Below are 17,564 nucleotides of genomic sequence, written 5' to 3' on the forward strand. Positions count from 1 at the left end.
TCCCGACGTTCCGGGCGCAGCCATGGCGCCCGAGTGCCCCACCGGAAAACCCCACCCACACCCGGCCAAAGGGGTAAACCCCCGGGTTGCGTGCCAGTTACCCACCGGTTGCGAGAGGGTGAGCGCGCAGGGGCGCCCTCGCAGGGGGCGCGGGACTGTATCGCTGTGCGGCTCCGCCGTGCGGGCGCGGGAAAAACTCCGGGGACCCCCCGTCACCGCCCCGCCGGACCGGATTCCCCGGCCTTCGCGGCCTTCGCGGCCTTGGCCGCCTTCGCCGCCGCCTTCATCTCCTGCTTGTGCGCCCGCACCCGCCCCAACGACTCCGCCCCCGTGATGTCCGCCACCGACCGGAACGCATCCGGCTCCCCGTACACCCCCGCCGCCTCCCGCCACCCCACGGGCCGCACCCCCAGCTGCTTCCCCAGCAACGCCACGAAGATCTGCGCCTTCTGCACCCCGAACCCCGGCAGCTCCTTCAGCCGCGCCAACAGCTCCGCGCCGTCCCGCGCCCCCGCCCACACCGCCTCCGCGTCCCCGCCGTACCGCTCCACGAGAAACGCGCACAACTGCTGAATCCGTCCGGCCATCGCCCCCGGATACCGGTGCACGGCCGGCTTGGCCGACAGCAGTGCCGCGAACGCCTCCGGCTCGTACGCCGCGATCGCGTGCGCGTCGAGATCGTCCGCGTTCATGCGCCGGGCGATCGTGTACGGCCCCGCGAAGGCCCACTCCATCGGCACCTGCTGGTCGAGCAGCATGCCGACCAGCGCCGCCAGCGGGCTGCGGCCGAGCAGCGCGTCGGCATCCGGCTGCTGGGCGAGGTGAAGGGTGACGTCCATGCCCCGATGATCCCGCGCCCACCGCCGACGTACCATTCCGGCCGAACCACCCCCCCCGGAGACGCCGTCCCCAAGCCGTCGGACCGGGCCGGAGAGAACACGCGGGGAAAACGGAGCCGTCACTCCGCGAACGCCAGCGGGCGCGGTGCGCGACGGGGCAGCAGCAGCGGCGTCCCCAGCAGGAGCACCCCCGCCGCGCCGATCGCCGTACGGGTGCCGGCGAGACCGGCCAGCACACCCCACAGGGCCGTCAGCGCCGCGATGCTGAGCTTGGTGGAGACGGACCACGCGGACAGCGTGCGCACGACGCGGTCGGCCGGCGTCTGCTCCAGCCGGTAGGTGGCGTACACGGGGTTGAACACGCCGCAGCAGGTGATCACCCCGAACTCCACGAGGACGACCAGGACGAGACCGGGGACGCCGGGCCGGACGAAGGCCAGGCCGACGGGCCAGCAGGCACGCAGGACGCCCGTGGTGAGCAGGATCCGGTGCTGCCCGAACCGCGTGGCCAGCCGGCGGGCCAGCCGGGAGCCGATCAGACCGCCCACGGAGGGCAGCGCGAAGGCGAGGCCGTACTGCCAAGGGGCGAAACCCAGGGGGCCGAGCATCAGCACGGCGAGCAGCGGGGAGACGGCCATGAGCAGCCCGTTGAAGAAGACGGTGTTCCAGAACAGCGGGCGCAGCGCCGGGTCGCTGAGGATGAACCGCCAGCCGTCGAGCAGCTCGCCGGCCCGGGGACGGGGCGGCGCACCGGCTTCCTGGGCGCGGACGGGGCGGACCGGGCGGGGTTCGTGCGTGCGGATCGCCCGGAGGCCGGCGGCGGAGACGAGATAGCTGGCCGCGTCGGCGAGTACGGTCACCACCGGCCCGAACAGCCCGACCATGGCCCCGCCGAGCGGCGGGCCGAGCACGGTGGCGGTCCAGCTCGTCGACTCGAAGCGGGCGTTGACGACGAGCAGTTCCTCGGGCGGCAGCAGGGTCTTGATGTAGGCCCCGCTCGCCGCCCGGAAGGTGATGTCGGCGGCGGCGACGACCACCGAGACGGTCAGGAGCTGGACGAAGGTCAGGGCGCCGAGGAGGTAGGCGGCGGGGATCGTCAGCAGGGCGGCGCAACGGACGAGATCCGTGACGACCATGACGGGCCGCTTGCGCCGGAACTCCAGCCAGGGCCCGAGCGGCACCGCCACGACGGCCCCGACCGCCAGCCCGGCGGCGGCGAGCGCGGAGACGGCGACGGGCCCGGAGTGCAGCACGAGCACGGCGATGAGGGGAAAGGCATCGAACGCCAGCCAGGTCCCCAGCGCACTGACCCCATAGGCCACCCACAGCAACCCGCCACCGGCCCCCATGTACAGCTCCCCTCATTCCGGCGGCCCACCGTACGCGAGGGCAGGGACAGCAGCGGCGGAGAACCCACCCAGCGCCCCCACCCACCCTGAACACCCCACCCCCACCATCCGTACGTAACCAAAACCCCCGAACCGCGAACCCCGCTCCCTCGACCCCCGAACCCGAACCCCGACCCCGCAACCTACGGAGACCCGACGGACGTGGACGTACAGCGGGACCGCCTCTCCCCCCACCTCCACCTCACCCGCGCCCTGACCCTCCTGACCGCCGCCCTCCTGTTCCTGCTCACCGCCCTCACCCCCGCCTCCGCCCACGCCGTCCTCACCTCTTCCACCCCCCAGGACGGCGCCGTCGTAAAGACCGCCCCCGGAACCGTCACCCTCACCTTCAGCGAGTCCGTCGGCCTGCTCGACGACTCCTTCCGTGTCCTCGACCACACCAACCGCCGCCTCCACACCGGCGGACCCACCCGCGTGAACGGTGAGGGCGACACCGCCCGCATCGCCCTCCCCGCCCGTATGGGCGACGGCACCTACACCGTCGGCTGGCGCGTCGTCTCCGCCGACAGTCATCCCGTCTCCGGCGCGTTCACCTTCTCCGTCGGCGAACCGTCCCCCACCGCCGCCGCCCTCCCCGCCGAGCCGTCCTCGAACGGCGCCTCCACCACCCTCTACGACCTCGCCCGCTACTTCGCCTACGGCGGCATCGCCCTTCTGATCGGCGCCTTCGCCTTCGCGGCCGCCACCGGCCTGGCGCCGGCGCGGGGCCCGGCCCGCCTGGGCTGGTGGACCCTGCTGGCCGCCACCGTGGCCCTGTTTCTGTTGCGCGGCCCGTACGAACGCGGCACCGGCCCCGCCTCCGCCCTCGACCCGACGCTGCTCGACGACACGGCCGCCACCCGCCCCGGTCTCGCCCTCCTCGCCCGGCTCGCGCTCCTCGCGGCGGCGGCCTGCTGTCCGCTGGGCAAGGCCGCGGTGTTCTCCCCGCCGGGCAAGGCGGCGACGGGCGCTCCGCCGGGCAAGGCGGCGACGGGCGCTCCGCACGAGACAGGGATACCGCCCAAGGACGAGACAGGGGTACCGCCCAAGACGGACCCCCCGCGCAGGGAGCGGCTGCGTCTCGCGGGCGGCGTGCTGCTGGCGCTCGCGTTCGCCCTCACCTGGGCCATGTCCGAGCACGCCTCCGCCGGCATCCAGGTTCCGGTGGCGGTCACGTCCGCGGTGCTGCACCTGCTGGCGATGGCCGCCTGGCTCGGCGGTCTGGTGGTCCTGCTGACCGCGCTGTACCGGTCGCCCGAGGAGCTCCCGGCCCGCGCGGTGACCCGCTTCTCGCGGCTCGCGTTCACCTCGGTCGTCGTCCTGGTGGTCACCGGCGTCTACCAGTCCTGGCGCGGCCTCGGGTCCCTGGACACCCTCACGGCCACGACGTACGGCAGGCTGCTGACGGCCAAGCTGCTGGCCGTGGTGGTGCTGCTGGCGGCGGCCGCGTACTCCCGTCGCTTCACGGCCCGGCTGGCCGCGCCCCGGCAGACGGCCGCCACCGGGACCCGCACCCGTGTGGCACAACCGGTGGGCGCCCCGACGCCCCCGCACACCCCCACGACCGAGCCCCCCACAGATACCCCCACGGACATCCCCGCCGACACCTCACCGCCCCCCGACCGCCACCGGTTGCGCACCTCCGTCCTCACCGAGGTCACCGTCGGCGTCATGGTGCTCGTCGTGACCACCCTGCTGACCGGTACGCAGCCGGGCCGGGCCGAGACGGAGGCGGTGGCCGCGCAGGAGGCGGCCCAGCCGATCCTGGGCGCCTCGGCCACCGTCCCCTTCGATCTGGGTCCGACCGGCGGCCGGGGCAAGGCGCAGATCGACCTGACCCCCGGGCGGTCGGGCGAGAACACGGTCCAGGTCGTGACGTACGGGCCCGACAACGGCATCGTGACGGTCCCCGAGGTCCGCCTCACCTTCACCCTGGCGGACCGGAAGCTCGGCCCGCTCGACGCCAGACTCGAGGACAAGGGCGGTTATTGGGGTTCCGACACCCTCAATCTGCCGCTCCCGGGCGTCTGGACGATGGCGGTGACGGTGCGGACGACGGACGTCGACCAGGTGACGGTGAAGCAGGACATCCGCATCGGCTGACGAGCGGCACGACCGGCGAATGACCCCGCCGGATGTTTCACGTGAAACAAGCACTGTCCTCTGTTTCACGTGAAACGAGCCGTGTCGCCCGTTTCACGTGAAACATCCACCCGATCGCCCCACGCCACCCACGTCACCCGCTCCCCCCACTCCTCCCGCAGCAACGCCTCCATCCGCCCCGCCGCCCGTACGGCGGCCTCCGCGCAGCAGTTGTTGAACAGGACGTGCAGCTCCTCGGCCCGGTCGGCCATCGTCCGCAGCCGTGGCACCCACTCCCGCAGCTCGTCCACCATGTAGTCGTACCGGAACCGCTCCTCCTTGCTGCCCGTCCCCCACGCCGGGCTGCGCCCGTGGAAGCGGACGACGGCCAGGCGGAGGGAGGTGACGGGGGCGACGGGCGGTATGGAGGTGGACAGGGTCTGCACCATGTCCACGGCGACGGCCGCCAGCCCGAGTTCGGCGAGGAGCGCGCACGTGGCGTCGTACTGCCGCCCCCGCCACCACTCCGGATGCCGGAACTCCACCGCGACGGGCCAGCCCGCCGTCCGCTCCGCGCACTCCCGGAGGGCGGTCACCGACCGCGAACCGGGCGCGAACCACGGCGGGAACTGGAACAGCACGGTGCCGAGCCGGCCGGCCGCCCGCAGCGGGCCGATGGCGTCGGCGAAGCGCCGCCACACCTCGTCGCGCAGCTCCGGTCCCTGGGGCAGGCCACGGAGCTCGGCGGGGAGCACGCCCTGCCGGGTGGGGTGTCCGGTGAGCGCGGAGAAGGCCTTCACGTCGAACCGGAAGCCGTCCGGCGTGCGCTCCACCCACAGCTCGCTGTTGCGGGCGCTGGGCAGTGCGTAGTAGCTGGAGTCGACCTCCACCAGGGGGAACCGTGAGGCGTAGTGCCGCAGCCGCCCCTCCGCGTCCCGCGAGCCCTCGGGGTACCAGCCGCTGGTGACCAGCGCCCGGTCCGTCCACGAACACGCACCGACCCGTACGCCGCCCACGTCCATGCCGCCGCCCTTGCCCGCGCCGTGCCCCTGCGGCCGGCCCATGGGATTCCGCTTAACCCGGACGGGCGCGGAAAAACACCGAGTGCCGTGCGGGGCACGCGGGGTGACGGACCGTCGGACGCCATCAGGGGCGGCTCGGGGCGCGGATCAGGTCCGTCGGCGTACGTCGTCCAGGTAGCGCAGGACCGCGGCGACCCGGCGGTCGACCTGGTCGGCGGGGGACAGGTCCAGCTTGGCGAAGATGCTGCGGATGTGCTTGTGCACGGCGCCGTCCGTGACGACGAGCCGTTCGGCGATGGCGGTGTTGCCGAGGCCCTCGGCCATCAGCGCGAGCACCTCGCGCTCGCGCGGGCTGAGCCGTTCCAGCCGGCTGTCCTCGCGGCTGCGGGTGAAGAGCTGGGCGACCACCTCGGGGTCGATGGCGGTGCCGCCGTCCGCGACCCGGCGCAGCGCGTCCAGGAACTCCTCGACCCGGCCCACCCGCTCCTTGAGCAGATAGCCGAGCCGGCCGACGCCGCCGGTGAGCAGCTCGGTGGCGAAGGTCTGCTCGACGTACGCCGACAGGACGAGGACCGCGAGGCCGGGGTGGCGGCGCCGGGCCTCGACGGCGGCGACGATGCCCTCGTCGGTGTGGGTCGGCGGCATCCGTACGTCGAGGATGGCGACGTCCGGCCGGTGCTCGTCGATGGCCTTCAGGGCGTCGTCGGGGGTGCCGGCGGTGGCCACCACGTCGAGGGCCTCGGCGCGCAGCAGCAGGGCGAGGCCCTCGCGCAGCAGGGGGTCGTCCTCGGCGATCACAATCCGCATGGAAGTTCCACTTCGAGTGTTGTCGGGCCGCCACGGGGGCTGGCCAGGGCGAGCGTTCCGTCGTGTGCCGCGATCCGGCGGCGGATGCCGACCAGTCCGGAGCCGCCGTTCTCGTCGGCGCCGCCGTGGCCGTCGTCGGTGATGCGCAGCCGCAGCCGGCCGTCCTGCGTGCGCACGGTGACCGCGGCGTGGTGGGCGCCGCTGTGCTTGGCGATGTTGGTGAGCGCCTCGGCGACCACGAAGTAGGCGGTCGCCTCCACGGAGGCGGCACAGCGCTGGGGCGCCTCGACGTCGATCCGGCACGGGACGGGGCAGGAGGCGGCCAGTCCGTTGAGCGCGCCGGCCAGTCCGCGGTCGGCGAGTACGGGGGGCAGGATGCCGCGGGCGACCGTGCGCAGTTCGGCCAGTGCCTGTTCGGCGGCGCTCTGGGCGCGCTCGAGCAGTTCCTCGGCGCCGGCCGGGTCGCGGGCGACCATCCGGCGGGCGGCGCCGAGCAGCACGGTGACGGTGACGATGCGGTTCTGCGTGCCGTCGTGCAGGGAGCGCTCGATGCGGCGCAGCTCGGTGGCGTGGGCGTCGAGGGCGGCGGCCCGGGTGGCGGTGAGCTGGGCGATGCGCAGGGACAGGTCGGCGTCGGGACCGGCCGAGAGCAGCTGCCTGCCCGGCTTGCCCTGGAGCCGGGCCATGCCGGGGACGAGACCGAGGATGATCGCGATCCAGCCGATGGCGAGCAGCGTCACGGAGAGCGCGTCCGCCCACGAGTGGGCGACGCCGAAGCCGAGGGACGTACTGGAGCTGCCCTTCGGGGCGAGGCGCCACCAGAGCGGGAAGGTGGCGTCGCGGACGGCGAAGAGGAGCAGCAGCACACTGGCGAAGCCGAGCAGCAGGCCGAGGGTGGCGTGCCGGAACAGCCAGGCCAGTTCGCGCCGGGTGGTGGGGTCGGTGACGGCGAGCCGGAGCCGGGTGGGAGGCGGCTCCGGGGCGATGATCTCCGGCCCCCACCGGCTGAGCCGGTCGCGTTCGCGCCCGGCCAGGGCGTGCAGCAGGCGCAGCGCACCGGGGGCGAACAGCAGCCCGACGCCGACCAGGCAGGCGACGGCCGTGAGCCCGGTGACGAACATGACCACGAACGCGATCATGGCGGTACCGAACCCGCCGGTGAGCTGTTCGAGCCCGTGCACCGCGTCCTTCCCGGCCCGCGAGACGACGGCGCGGAGGCTGCGCTCGGACGCGTCGGCCTCCGCGGGGCGGCCCTGGGGGTCGGAGGGGTCCGGGGCGTCGTGCTTCGGAGCGTCGTGCTTCGGGGCGTCGTGCTTCGGGGCTGCGAGGCCCGGGACGGGGTGCTCCGGGACGGGATGCTCCGGGGCGGGGTGCTCAGGGGCGGCGGAGGGCTGGGGGCCCGTGGCGCGGTGGGCGCCGGGGCCGCCCGGGCCGCCCGGGCCGCCGGGGAAACGGGTGGAGCCCCGGCCACCGGCGCTCACCACGGAGTCCGCGGCGGCGTCATGGCGCTCGGTGCCGGCGGCGCCGGCCGGCCCTGCGGCGCGGTCCTGCGTACCGCCGGCGGCGCCGGTCGGCGTCCCCCGGGGTGTGTCGTGCGTCGGCATGGTGGCCTCCTCTCGCAACGACCCTAGGGGGCCGGACCGTTCGCCGTCAGCCCGGGAGCCGAGGAGTACAGCCTGCTGTACCCCGGACCGGGCGGCTGGCGGGCTCGGCCGCGCACGGGCGGATGCCTAGCGTCGTAGACACGCCGAAACGACGGGCCGGCAGCCCGGCAGTCCGGCAGTCCGGCAGCGTCCCCGCGTCCTTGAAGGAGTCCCCATGTCGCACCCCGACCCGTACCGCTTCACCGGCCCCGCCGACGACCACGGGCAGCCGGCCCGCTCCGGGGTCAGCCGCTCCGACGTCCTGCGCGCCCTGCTCTGGACGGTCCTGGTGATCAGCGTGCTCGCCAACAGCGTCGCCTCCTACGGCGACGCCTCCACCGCGGTGCACCTCGCCTTCGGCGTCGTCACCGCCGCCTGCGCCACCGTGCTCGTCGTGCAGCGGCTGCGGGGCCGGCGATGACCTGGCCCTTCGCCGCGGCCTCCGGCCGGCCATCCGCCGCGTACGCCGCCCCCGCCCCCGCCATCGCCCTGGACCGGGTCGGCAAGACCTATTCCGGCGGCGTCCGCGCCCTCGACGACGTCTCGCTGACGGTCGCGCGCGGCACGTTCCTCGCCGTGATGGGCCCCTCCGGCTCCGGCAAGAGCACGCTGATGCACTGCGCCGCAGGGCTGGACACCCCGACCACCGGCAGCATCCGCATCGACGGCCAGGAGATCGCGGGCCTGAACGAGACCCGGCGCACCGAACTGCGCCGCGAACGCATCGGCTTCGTCTTCCAGTCGTACAACCTGGTCCCGTCCCTGGACCTCGCCGACAACATCACCCTGCCGCTGCGCCTGGCGGGCCGCGCGCCCGACCGCGAGTGGCTGGGGATGCTGGTGGAGCGGGTCGGGCTGGCCGGCCGGCTCACCCACCGGCCCACCGAACTCTCCGGCGGCCAGCAGCAGCGCGCGGCGATCGTGCGCGCGCTGGTGGCCCGGCCGGCCGTCGTCTTCGCCGACGAACCGACCGGCGCGCTGGACCTGCGCAGCGCCCACGAGGTCCTGCGGCTGCTGCGTGAACTCGTCGACGAGCTGGGCCAGACCGTGGTGATGGTCACCCACGACCCGGCCGCCGCCGCCCAGGCACACCGCGCGCTGGTGATGGCCGACGGCCGCGTCGTCGAGACCCTCGACGCCCCCACCGCGCCCGTCCTGGCCGACCGCCTCGTCGCACTGGGAGGACGCTGACCATGCTGCACCTCGCCCTGCGCTCCGCCCGCCACCGGATCGCCGCCCTGCTCGCCGTGGCCTGCGCGATCCTCGGCGCCGCCGCCCTGCTCACCGGCACCGGCGTGCTCGCCGAGACCGGACTGCGCTCCTCCCTGCCCGCCGGGCGGCTGGCCGGCGCCGACGTGCTCGTCGCCGCCGACCAGAGCGTGCGGGCGCCGGGTGACATGACCCTCGCGCTGACCGAACGCGGCACGGTCCCGGCCACCCTCGTGGACCGGCTGGCCGGGCTCCCCGGAGTGAAGGGGGCCGCCACCGACCTCAGCTTTCCCGCCGCCGCCGTGACCACCGACGGCGGCTTCGCCACCGCCGCCGACCCGGCCACCGCGGGACACGGCTGGTCCTCGGTCCGGCTGCTGGCACACCCGCACATCACCGGCGAGGCCCCGGCCGGCCACCACGAGGTCGCCCTGGACCGCGCCACGGCCACCGCCGCCCGGGCCGCCGTCGGCGACCGGGTCCGGATCGTCGCCGCCGGCCGCCCCGCCGTCGACTACCGCGTCTCCGCGATCGTCGACGCCCCCGGCGCCGGGCTCCTCTTCGCCGACTCCGCCGCCACCGGACTGGCCGGCCGGACGAGCGGCCCGCGCGCCGGCACCGTCGACCTGATCGGGCTGCGGGCCGCCCCCGGGCACACCGACGAGGTCGCCGCCGCCGTCCGCGACCGGCTCGCGCACTCCGGCGCCACCGCGCGGCACCTCAAGGTCCTCACCGGCAGCGACCGCGGCGACGCCGTCTCGCCCGGCGACGGCGCCGCCCGCTCGCTGCTGGTGCTCCTCTCCTCCTCCCTCGCCGGCGTGGTCGTCCTCATCACCGGCTTCGTGGTGGCGGGCGCGCTCACCGTCGCGGTCAACGGGCAGCGGCGCGACCTGGCCCTGATGCGGGCCGTCGGCGCCACCCCGAAGCAGATCCGCCGGCTCGCCGCCGCGCAGGCCATGGTCGTCGCCGCGGTGGCGTACGTACCGGGCGCGGCCCTCGGCTACGTACTCGCCGGTCAACTGCGGCAGTTGCTGGTGGACCGCGGCGCGGTCCCGGCCGCGCTGCCGCTCACCGTCAGCCCGCTGCCCGCGCTCGCCACCGCCCTGCTGCTGGCCGGAGCCGTACAGCTCGCGGCGCGGGGCGCGGCCTGGCGCACCTCGACGCGGCCGGCCACCGAGGCGGTCGCGGAGTCCCGCACCGAACCCCGCGAGCCCGCCCGGATGCGGACGTACGGCGGCCTGCTGGTGATCGTCGCCGCGACGACGCTGTCCGTCGCCCCGCTGCTGTCGCGCACGCCGATCGGCGCGGCGGCGACCCAGATGGCCGGCATCGTCGGCGCGATCGGCCTCGCCATGGCGGGCCCGGCGCTGACCCGCTGGGCGGGCGGCGCACTCGGCCGGCGGCTGCGCCCCGGCACCGCGGCCCCGACCTGGCTCGCGGTGGCCAACGTCCGCGGCTACGCGCTGCGCGTCGCGGGGGTGGTCAGCACCCTCGCCATGGCGGTCGCGTTCGTCCTGACGTACACCCTCACCCTGACCACCGTGGCCGAGGCCACCGCGCAGGACACCCGCACCGGCACCCTCGCCGAGCACCGGATCACCGCGCCGGGTCTGGGCGGACTGCCCACCGGCCTGCTCGAGGACGTACGACGCACCCCGGGCGTGAAGGCGGTGGCACCCGTCGGCTCCACCGACGTCGTCTACTCCTACCGTGAGCTGGGTGACGTCACGACCGAGTCGGCCTCCGCGCTGATCCTCACCCCCGACGCGCCGCGCGTCCTGGACCTCGGCGTCCGCTCCGGCAGCCTGACCCGGCTCCGCGGCGCCACGGTCGCGCTCAGCGAGGAGACGGCCCGCTCGCTGGACGCGGAGGTCGGCGACCGGATCGAACTGACCCTGGGCGACGGCACCGAAGTCCGTCCCCGCGTCGTCGCCGTCTACACCCGCGGCCTCGGCTTCGGCCCGTTCGCCCTCTCCCACGACCTCGCGGTCCCGCACACCACGACCGGCCTCGACCAGAGCGCCCTCGTCCGCACCGACGGCACCCCCGCGGCGGCGCACGCCCTCGCGGCCCTGGCAGCGAAGACGCCCGGCGTGAGCGTGGGCGACACCGCCGACGAGAGCGACGGCGGCCTGTCGGACGCGCCGGCGGAGGTCTGGATCAACCTGGCCACCATCGCCGTCCTCCTCGCCTACCTGCTGCTGAGCATCGCCAACAAGCTGGTGGCGACCACCTCCCAGCGCCGCGAGGAGCTGGCCACGCTCCGCCTGAACGGCACGACTCCCGCCCAGATCCGGGCGATGATGCGCCGCGAGGCGGTCCTGATCACCGCGGGCGCGCTGGTCGCGGGCATGGCCCTGACGGTGGTCCCGCTGGCCCTGCTGGGCACGGCCTTCCTGCACCACCCCTGGCCGTCGGGGCCCATCTGGCTCGTCCCCGCCACGGCGGTGACGATCGCGACGGTGGCCTACCTCTCCCTCCAACTCCCCACTCGCCACGCCCTGCGCACACCGCCGGCGGCGACGCTGGGGGCGCGGGGGTAGAGCGGGGCGATGGCGGGGTGTGCGGGGGTAGATCGGGGGGGGCGACGGCGGGGTGTGCGGGGCGCGGGGGTAGAGCGGTCGGCCGACGGCGGGGTGTGCGGGGCGCGGCGGGGGCGGCCGGCCGGGCGGCTGGGCGGTTGGGCGGTTGGGCGGCTGGGCTTTCCGGTCAGTCGAGTACGGCGACGGCCTCCACCTCGACCAGATGCTCGGGCACGTCCAGCGCGGCCACGCCGAGCAGCGTGGCGGGCGCGGCGGGGGGCGGCCCCCGCCCAGCGGGCGCCCCGGGGGACCCCGCCACATGGACGGTCAGCTTCGCGACGTCGTCGAACGAGGCACCGGCCGCGGCCAGCGCGGTGGCGACGTTGCGGTAGCACTGCTCCACCTGCGCGGCCAGATCGCCCACGCCGACGGTGACCCCGGCGGCGTCCCAGGAAACCTGCCCGGCGACGAAGACGGTCCGGGCGCCGGAGGCGACCGCCACCTGCCGGTAGACGTCGATCTCGGGCAGCCCGTCGGGGTTCAGCAGGGTGATGGCCATGGTGGTACGCCTCCTGATGCGTGCTCTCCTGTGGTTACTCAGGAACCATAGGAAAGTGACCGCTGACGTGGAAGAACGCACTTTTCGGTGACTGGGGAACCTCATGGTGAGCAAGCAGGTCACGGACGCGACGGTGAAGAACGAGACGGTGAGGGGCGCGACGGCGAGGGCTTCACCGAACTGCACAGCGAGGTCGACGGCATCAGTCACAAGATGCTGACCCAGAACCTGCGCCTGCTGGAGCGCGACGGCCTGGTCGAGCGCACGGTGTACCCCACCGTGCCGCCGCGCGTCGAGTACACGCTCACGGAGCCGGGCCAGGCCCTGCGCGCGACGGTCGACGCCATGTGCGACTGGACCCGGCGCCATCTGCGCGCCATCGAGACGGCCCCCCACCGCTTCGACGCGGCCCGCCCGGCCTGAAGCGCATACGGACCGGTGGGGACGGGGCACGATCGCGGTCGAGTGCCGCCCGGGTCACGGAACTGTCCCGGCCGGACGCCGGCCGCGCACGGAGGCGGAACGGCGACGGGAACCCCTGTCCGAGCCGCGTTCCGCCAGGGCCGGCGGGGTGCGCCCGGCGCCGGCCCGCGTGGTTCGGCGATTCCTCCTCGATGTCTCCTGTAACAGGGACGTAGTAGCGGGTGGCCCGGAGGAACGGCGCGGCGGCCGGAGCCGCTCTAGGTGATCAGAAACGCTCGCTCGTACCGACGGGCAGGCACCCCGACCGACACCGAGGAAGACACCATGCGCGCTCAGAAGCTCACCATTGCCGCCCTGGCCCTCGCCGCGGGCCTCGCGCTCACGGCCTGCCAGAACGACGACGCCGCCATGGGGCAGGACACGTCGGCCACCGGGTCCTCCTCGTCCTCCTCGACCGGCGGCTCGGGTTCGGGTTCGGGCTCGGGCGACAAGGCGGCCCAGGGTTCCGCCAAGGGATCCGGCGGCACGAAGGCGGACGGGCAGGGCGGCAGCGAGGGAACCGGCTCCGACACGAACAACGGCACCGAGAAGTGCCGCACCGGCAACCTGGACATCACCGCGCAGGACACCACCATCACCGGCGAAGACCCGAGGACCGTCGCGGTGACGTTCATGAACGTCGGCGGCCACGACTGCTCGCTCAGCGGTTTCGCGGGTGTGGACCTGAAGACCAACGCGGGGACGATCTCCGCGCAGCGCGAGGGCGATCCGGCCGACGCGACCGTCCTCAAGAACGGCAAGTCGGTGTCCTTCTACATCTCCTACCCGGCCAACGACACGGGCGGCTCCGGCGTCCGCATCACCGGGCTCGTGGTGACCCCGCCCAACGAGACCAAGTCGGTCACCCTCACCTGGCCGGGCGCCGGCTCCCTCCCCGCCTCCGACGACGCCGCCCCGGTCAAGGTCGGCCCCATCGGCAGCGCCGGCCAGGGCGGCTGACCCGACTTTTCGGCACTACCGGAAGGGCCCCACCGTGAACGGTGGGGCCCTTCGGCCGGTCAGGAAGGTGTGCCGTCCGTGCGCGAGGTGCGGCCCAGCTCCCGGAACCGGCTCTCGAACTCGCTGGGGTCCCTGCTCAGCGAGGCCTTGACCATCGCGGTGAACTCGTCGACGACGACCTCGTACGCACCGGACTCGACACCGTCGAGGGCGGCCCGCGCGACGTCGGCCGGGGGCGACTTGGGCACGTCGAAGCCCTTCATCATGTCGGTGTCGGCCGCCCCGAGATGCACCGAGGTGATAAGGGTTCCCTGCCCGGCCAGCTCCTGGCGCAGCGCGTTGCCCATGCTCCACAGGGCGGCCTTGGACACCGCGTAGGCGCTGCTGCCGGGGAAGACGAACCAGGAGGCCGAGGAGACCATGTTCAGGATGGCGCCACCGCCGTTCCTCGCCAGGACCGGGGCGAAGGCGCGGACCATGGACAGCGTCCCGAAGAAGTTGACCTCCATCGTGTCGCGCACGGCATCGAGATCGCCGAGCAGGAGGCCGCCGGTTATATCCGCATTGTTGACGAGCAGATCCACGTCGCCGGCCGCCTCGGCAGCCGCCGCCACGGAACCGGAATCGGTGACGTCGAGAGCGAGAACCTCCACACCGTCGAGGTCGACGGACTCCGGCCGACGCGCGGTCGCGTAGACCTTCGCACCCCGCTCGACGAGCTGGGCCGCGAGCTGACGGCCGATACCGCGATTGGCTCCGGTGACGAGCGCTGTGGCTCCGTTGATGTCCATGGACGCAGGCTAGAACTTCACGCGGGCGTGAGGTTCAAGTCCGGATGGATCGGGAGAACACGGTGCCCATCGGGGAATTCACCGCACCCGCGGGGGCAGCGCGCGCGTTGCCCAGCAGGACTGTCCCGGAGACGAAACCGGAAGACAAAACCTGAAACGGACAACGACGAAGGGCCCCACCGCGAACGGTGGGGCCCTTCGACATCGTGCCCGGTGAGGCACTGGCGGAGGATACGAGATTCGAACTCGTGAGGGGTTGCCCCCAACACGCTTTCCAAGCGTGCGCCCTAGGCCTCTAGGCGAATCCTCCGCCGGGAACATTACATGACGGTGGGGAGTGGTTGCGAACTCGATCGGGGGGTGGGCGATCGGGTAGGCTGGGGCTCAGCCCCTCACGCGGCGCTATCTGACTGAACTCCCCCAGGGCCGGAAGGCAGCAAGGGTAGGTTGGCTCTGGCGGGTGCGTGGGGGGTCTTTGTTCTCCCCCTTTCTTTGCGGGCCCTGGTTCGCGTGGGTCCCGGCGTGGCCGGGGTCTCCTCGGCGGCGGGGTCCGTTGTCGGTGGGCGCCTATAACCTCGTATGCGTGTCCTCTCTCGCGCTGTACCGCCGTTACCGCCCGGAGTCGTTCGCCGAGGTCATCGGGCAGGAACACGTCACCGACCCGCTGCAGCAGGCGCTGCGGAACAACCGGGTCAATCACGCGTACCTGTTCAGCGGTCCGCGCGGCTGCGGGAAGACCACCAGCGCCCGGATCCTGGCCCGCTGTCTGAACTGCGAGCAGGGGCCCACGCCGACGCCGTGCGGCGAGTGCCAGTCCTGCCGCGACCTCGCGCGCAACGGCCCCGGCTCGCTCGACGTCATCGAGATCGACGCCGCCTCGCACGGTGGTGTGGACGACGCCCGTGACCTGCGGGAGAAGGCCTTCTTCGGGCCCGCGAGCAGCCGGTACAAGATCTACATCATCGACGAGGCCCACATGGTCACGCCGGCCGGCTTCAACGCGTTGCTCAAGGTCGTCGAGGAGCCTCCGGAGCACCTGAAGTTCGTCTTCGCCACCACCGAGCCCGAGAAGGTCATCGGGACGATCCGCTCCCGTACCCACCACTACCCGTTCCGGCTCGTGCCGCCGGGCACGCTGCGGGACTACCTGGGCGAGGTGTGCGCCAAGGAGGACATCCCGGTCGAGGAGGGCGTGCTGCCGCTCGTCGTGCGCGCGGGCGCGGGGTCCGTGCGTGACTCCATGTCCGTGATGGACCAGCTCCTCGCCGGTGCCGGGGACGACGGCGTGACGTACGCCATGGCCACCGCGCTGCTCGGTTACACGGACAGGTCGCTGCTCGACTCCGTGGTGGAGGCGTTCGCCTCCGGAGACGGGGCGGCGGCGTTCGAGGTCGTCGACCGTGTCATCGAGGGCGGCAACGACCCTCGGCGGTTCGTCACCGACCTGCTGGAGCGGCTGCGTGACCTCGTCATCCTCGCGGCCGTCCCCGACGCCGCCGAGAAGGGGCTCATCGACGCCCCCGCCGACGTCGTGGAACGCATGCAGGCCCAGGCGGGCGTGTTCGGCGCCGCCGAGCTGAGCCGCGCCGCCGACCTCGTCAACCAGGGGTTGACCGAGATGCGCGGGGCGACCTCGCCCCGGCTCCAGCTCGAACTCATCTGCGCACGCGTCCTGCTGCCCGCCGCCTACGGCGACGAGCGGTCCGTCATGGCCCGCATGGACCGGCTGGAGCGCGGCGTCGGCTTCGCCGCGGCCGGTGCCGGACCCGCCATGGGGTACGTCCCGGGGCCCGGAACCCACGGCGGAGCGACGGCCGACGGCGCGCAGGCGGGGTACGGCGCGGGTGGCCAGGGCGGTGCGAGTGGTCCGGGGATGGTGCAGCAGGGCGGTCCGCCGCAAGGGGGCCCGGGTGCCGCACCGGTCCCGCCCGGCGGCGGTGCCGAGGCGACCCGGGCGGCGGCACGGAACGGAGGTACGGGGCCGCAGGGCGCCCCCGGCCCGGGTTCCGCAAATGGTCCCGGTCCCGTCGGTGAGGCTCCGCCCGTGGGTGCCGGCGCGCCATCGCAGCCCGGGCCGGCCCCCGTGGCGCAGGACGGTCCCGGCGGCGGTGCCGCGCCCGGCGCCTGGCCCACGGCCGCGCCCACCGGCGGCGGCCGGCGCCCCGGCGGCTGGCCCACCGCCGCGCCCACGGGTGGCGGCGGACAGCAGACGGGCGGCCCCGCGGCGGCCCCCGCCCCGCGCACGCCGACGGCGGCCCCGGCCGCACCGGCGCCCTCGGCCCCCGGCCCCGGCGGGCTCGACCCCCGGGTGCTCTGGCCCAACATCCTGGAGGCGGTCAAGAACCGTCGCCGCTTCACCTGGATCCTGCTGAGCCAGAACGCCCAGGTCACGGCGTTCGACGGCACCACCTTGCAGATCGGCTTCGTCAACGCGGGCGCGCGCGACAACTTCGCCGGCAGCGGCAGCGAGGACGTGCTGCGGCAGGCGTTGTCCGAGCAGTTCAACGTGCAGTGGAAGATCGACGCGGTGGTCGACGGCCCGGGCGGTTCCGGTGGTCCCGGGGGACCGGGCGGCGGTGGGCCGGGCTTCGGACCGGGGAGCGGCCCGGGCGGCGCGGCAGCTGCCACCGGAGGCGGCTCCGGGTTCGGCGGCGGGTCCGGGTACAACGGTGGGGGAAGCGGAGGCAGCGGCGGCGGGTCCGGTTTCCCGGCGGCCCCCGGCGCTCCGTCGGCCCAGTCCGGCGGCTACGGCTCGGACGGGTACGGCTCCGGCGGCGCGGGTGGCCAGGGCGGCGCCCTCGCCACCGCGCGCCCCGCCCCCGCACAGGCCGCGCCCCCCGCACCACGGCCGTCCGCCGGACCGGCCACCGCGTCCGCGCCCGCCTCGCGACCGGCCCCGTCGGCAGGTCCGGCACCGGCCGCCGACACCGCCCCGCGCCGGCCCCCCGTCGCCCCCGAGGACGACATGGCGGAGGAGGACGACCCCGACCTCGACGAGTCCGCCCTCTCCGGCCACGAACTGATCGTCCGCGAACTGGGCGCGACGGTGATGGAGGAGTTCTCGAACGAGTGAACGAGTGGACGAGTGGGGAGGGAAGGGGGACGAGCGGGACCGGTGAGCCGGGTTACCGCCGGGACCGGTGCGTCGAGTGAGGTGAGCGAGAGAGGGGCCGCCCGGCCCCCGGCGCCGGTCGCGCTGCACCCGGCGCCGGCTGCCCCGTACCCGGTGCCGGTCGCGCCGCACCCGGCGTCGCCCCGGTTCGGATGAACGTACGAACCC

General features: G+C 74.4%; 14 protein-coding genes, 1 tRNA gene and 1 other RNA gene. 8 read left to right on the top strand and 8 right to left on the bottom strand.

The genetic code is table 11. The annotated features are described in order from the left end of the window. Nucleotides 1-212: 212 nt before the first annotated feature. A complete protein-coding gene (locus tag IO29_RS05090) occupies nt 213-839 on the bottom strand; it encodes an HhH-GPD-type base excision DNA repair protein (RefSeq protein WP_030377070.1) in 627 nt (208 codons plus the stop codon). A gap of 119 nt (nt 840-958) precedes the next feature. Continuing rightward, entirely contained in the window at nt 959-2,188 is a 1,230-nt protein-coding gene (locus IO29_RS05095) for an MFS transporter (protein WP_030377071.1), read from the bottom strand. 201 nt (nt 2,189-2,389) lie between these two features. On the opposite strand from IO29_RS05095, the gene IO29_RS05100 reads away from it, so the two are divergent. Then, complete coding sequence (locus tag IO29_RS05100; protein WP_063738140.1) at nt 2,390-4,330, top strand: copper resistance CopC/CopD family protein; 1,941 nt, start codon at nt 2,390-2,392, stop codon at nt 4,328-4,330. A gap of 65 nt (nt 4,331-4,395) precedes the next feature. Here IO29_RS05100 and IO29_RS05105 read toward each other — a convergent pair whose 3' ends face one another. The 3 genes from IO29_RS05105 to IO29_RS05115 form a co-directional block, all read right to left on the bottom strand. Further along, the gene (locus tag IO29_RS05105; RefSeq protein ID WP_078618590.1) at nt 4,396-5,325 is read right to left on the bottom strand and encodes a DUF72 domain-containing protein; all 930 of its coding nucleotides are present in this window, start codon (nt 5,323-5,325) and stop codon (nt 4,396-4,398) included. Between the two features lie 153 nt (nt 5,326-5,478). Beyond that, the gene (locus IO29_RS05110; RefSeq protein ID WP_030383387.1) at nt 5,479-6,138 is read right to left on the bottom strand and encodes a response regulator transcription factor; all 660 of its coding nucleotides are present in this window, start codon (nt 6,136-6,138) and stop codon (nt 5,479-5,481) included. Further along, a complete protein-coding gene (locus IO29_RS05115; protein ID WP_051707402.1) occupies nt 6,126-7,319 on the bottom strand; it encodes a sensor histidine kinase in 1,194 nt (397 codons plus the stop codon). Before IO29_RS05115 ends, IO29_RS05110 begins: the two co-directional genes overlap by 13 nt. A gap of 637 nt (nt 7,320-7,956) precedes the next feature. Between IO29_RS05115 and IO29_RS05120 the strand changes: the two genes are divergently transcribed. The 3 genes from IO29_RS05120 to IO29_RS05130 are packed head-to-tail and all read left to right on the top strand — an operon-like array spanning nt 7,957 to nt 11,533. Continuing rightward, entirely contained in the window at nt 7,957-8,202 is a 246-nt protein-coding gene (locus IO29_RS05120; protein ID WP_030383389.1) for a hypothetical protein, read from the top strand. Further along, complete coding sequence (locus IO29_RS05125) at nt 8,199-8,972, top strand: ABC transporter ATP-binding protein (RefSeq protein ID WP_030383390.1); 774 nt, start codon at nt 8,199-8,201, stop codon at nt 8,970-8,972. Before IO29_RS05120 ends, IO29_RS05125 begins: the two co-directional genes overlap by 4 nt. Nucleotides 8,973-8,974: 2 nt before the next feature. After that, nucleotides 8,975-11,533 carry an ABC transporter permease gene (locus IO29_RS05130; protein WP_030383391.1) on the top strand — a complete coding sequence of 853 codons (2,559 nt, stop codon included), beginning with the start codon at nt 8,975-8,977 and terminating at the stop codon, nt 11,531-11,533. Between the two features lie 166 nt (nt 11,534-11,699). On the opposite strand, the gene IO29_RS05135 is transcribed toward IO29_RS05130, so the two are convergent. Next, on the bottom strand, nt 11,700-12,071 hold the full coding sequence (locus IO29_RS05135) for a RidA family protein (RefSeq protein ID WP_037840519.1): 372 nt from the start codon (nt 12,069-12,071) through the stop codon (nt 11,700-11,702). Between the two features lie 87 nt (nt 12,072-12,158). On the opposite strand from IO29_RS05135, the gene IO29_RS05140 reads away from it, so the two are divergent. Together IO29_RS05140 and IO29_RS05145 are read left to right on the top strand one after the other, a co-directional pair. Continuing rightward, nucleotides 12,159-12,494 carry a winged helix-turn-helix transcriptional regulator gene (locus IO29_RS05140; protein ID WP_078618349.1) on the top strand — a complete coding sequence of 112 codons (336 nt, stop codon included), beginning with the start codon at nt 12,159-12,161 and terminating at the stop codon, nt 12,492-12,494. A 324-nt stretch (nt 12,495-12,818) separates the two neighbouring features. Then, complete coding sequence (locus tag IO29_RS05145; RefSeq protein WP_030380700.1) at nt 12,819-13,493, top strand: DUF4232 domain-containing protein; 675 nt, start codon at nt 12,819-12,821, stop codon at nt 13,491-13,493. Nucleotides 13,494-13,552: 59 nt separating this feature from the next. Here the strand turns inward: IO29_RS05145 and IO29_RS05150 are convergent, their stop codons facing one another. Next, a complete protein-coding gene (locus IO29_RS05150) occupies nt 13,553-14,284 on the bottom strand; it encodes an SDR family oxidoreductase (RefSeq protein ID WP_030380699.1) in 732 nt (243 codons plus the stop codon). A 222-nt stretch (nt 14,285-14,506) separates the two neighbouring features. Further along, nucleotides 14,507-14,594, bottom strand: a tRNA-Ser gene (locus tag IO29_RS05155). A 73-nt stretch (nt 14,595-14,667) separates the two neighbouring features. Here IO29_RS05155 and ffs point away from each other — a divergent pair. Then, an RNA gene (gene ffs / locus IO29_RS35880) (signal recognition particle sRNA small type) lies at nt 14,668-14,764 on the top strand. A 103-nt stretch (nt 14,765-14,867) separates the two neighbouring features. Beyond that, the gene (locus tag IO29_RS05160; RefSeq protein ID WP_030380698.1) at nt 14,868-17,357 is read left to right on the top strand and encodes a DNA polymerase III subunit gamma and tau; all 2,490 of its coding nucleotides are present in this window, start codon (nt 14,868-14,870) and stop codon (nt 17,355-17,357) included. Nucleotides 17,358-17,564 lie beyond the last annotated feature (207 nt).

Source organism: Streptomyces sp. NRRL F-6676, assembly GCF_000725625.1.
In the GTDB taxonomy this organism is placed as follows: Bacteria; Actinomycetota; Actinomycetes; order Streptomycetales; family Streptomycetaceae; genus Streptomyces.

Bases quoted from the DNA above. Each gene is read 5' to 3' on its own strand.
- IO29_RS05090 (WP_030377070.1), bottom strand. From the start codon at position 839: ATGGACGTCACCCTTCACCTCGCCCAGCAGCCGGATGCCGACGCGCTG.
- IO29_RS05095 (WP_030377071.1), bottom strand. From the start codon at position 2,188: ATGGGGGCCGGTGGCGGGTTGCTGTGGGTGGCCTATGGGGTCAGTGCG.
- IO29_RS05110 (WP_030383387.1), bottom strand. From the start codon at position 6,138: ATGCGGATTGTGATCGCCGAGGACGACCCCCTGCTGCGCGAGGGCCTC.
- IO29_RS05120 (WP_030383389.1), top strand. From the start codon at position 7,957: ATGTCGCACCCCGACCCGTACCGCTTCACCGGCCCCGCCGACGACCAC.
- IO29_RS05125 (WP_030383390.1), top strand. From the start codon at position 8,199: ATGACCTGGCCCTTCGCCGCGGCCTCCGGCCGGCCATCCGCCGCGTAC.
- IO29_RS05130 (WP_030383391.1), top strand. From the start codon at position 8,975: ATGCTGCACCTCGCCCTGCGCTCCGCCCGCCACCGGATCGCCGCCCTG.
- IO29_RS05135 (WP_037840519.1), bottom strand. From the start codon at position 12,071: ATGGCCATCACCCTGCTGAACCCCGACGGGCTGCCCGAGATCGACGTC.
- IO29_RS05145 (WP_030380700.1), top strand. From the start codon at position 12,819: ATGCGCGCTCAGAAGCTCACCATTGCCGCCCTGGCCCTCGCCGCGGGC.
- IO29_RS05150 (WP_030380699.1), bottom strand. From the start codon at position 14,284: ATGGACATCAACGGAGCCACAGCGCTCGTCACCGGAGCCAATCGCGGT.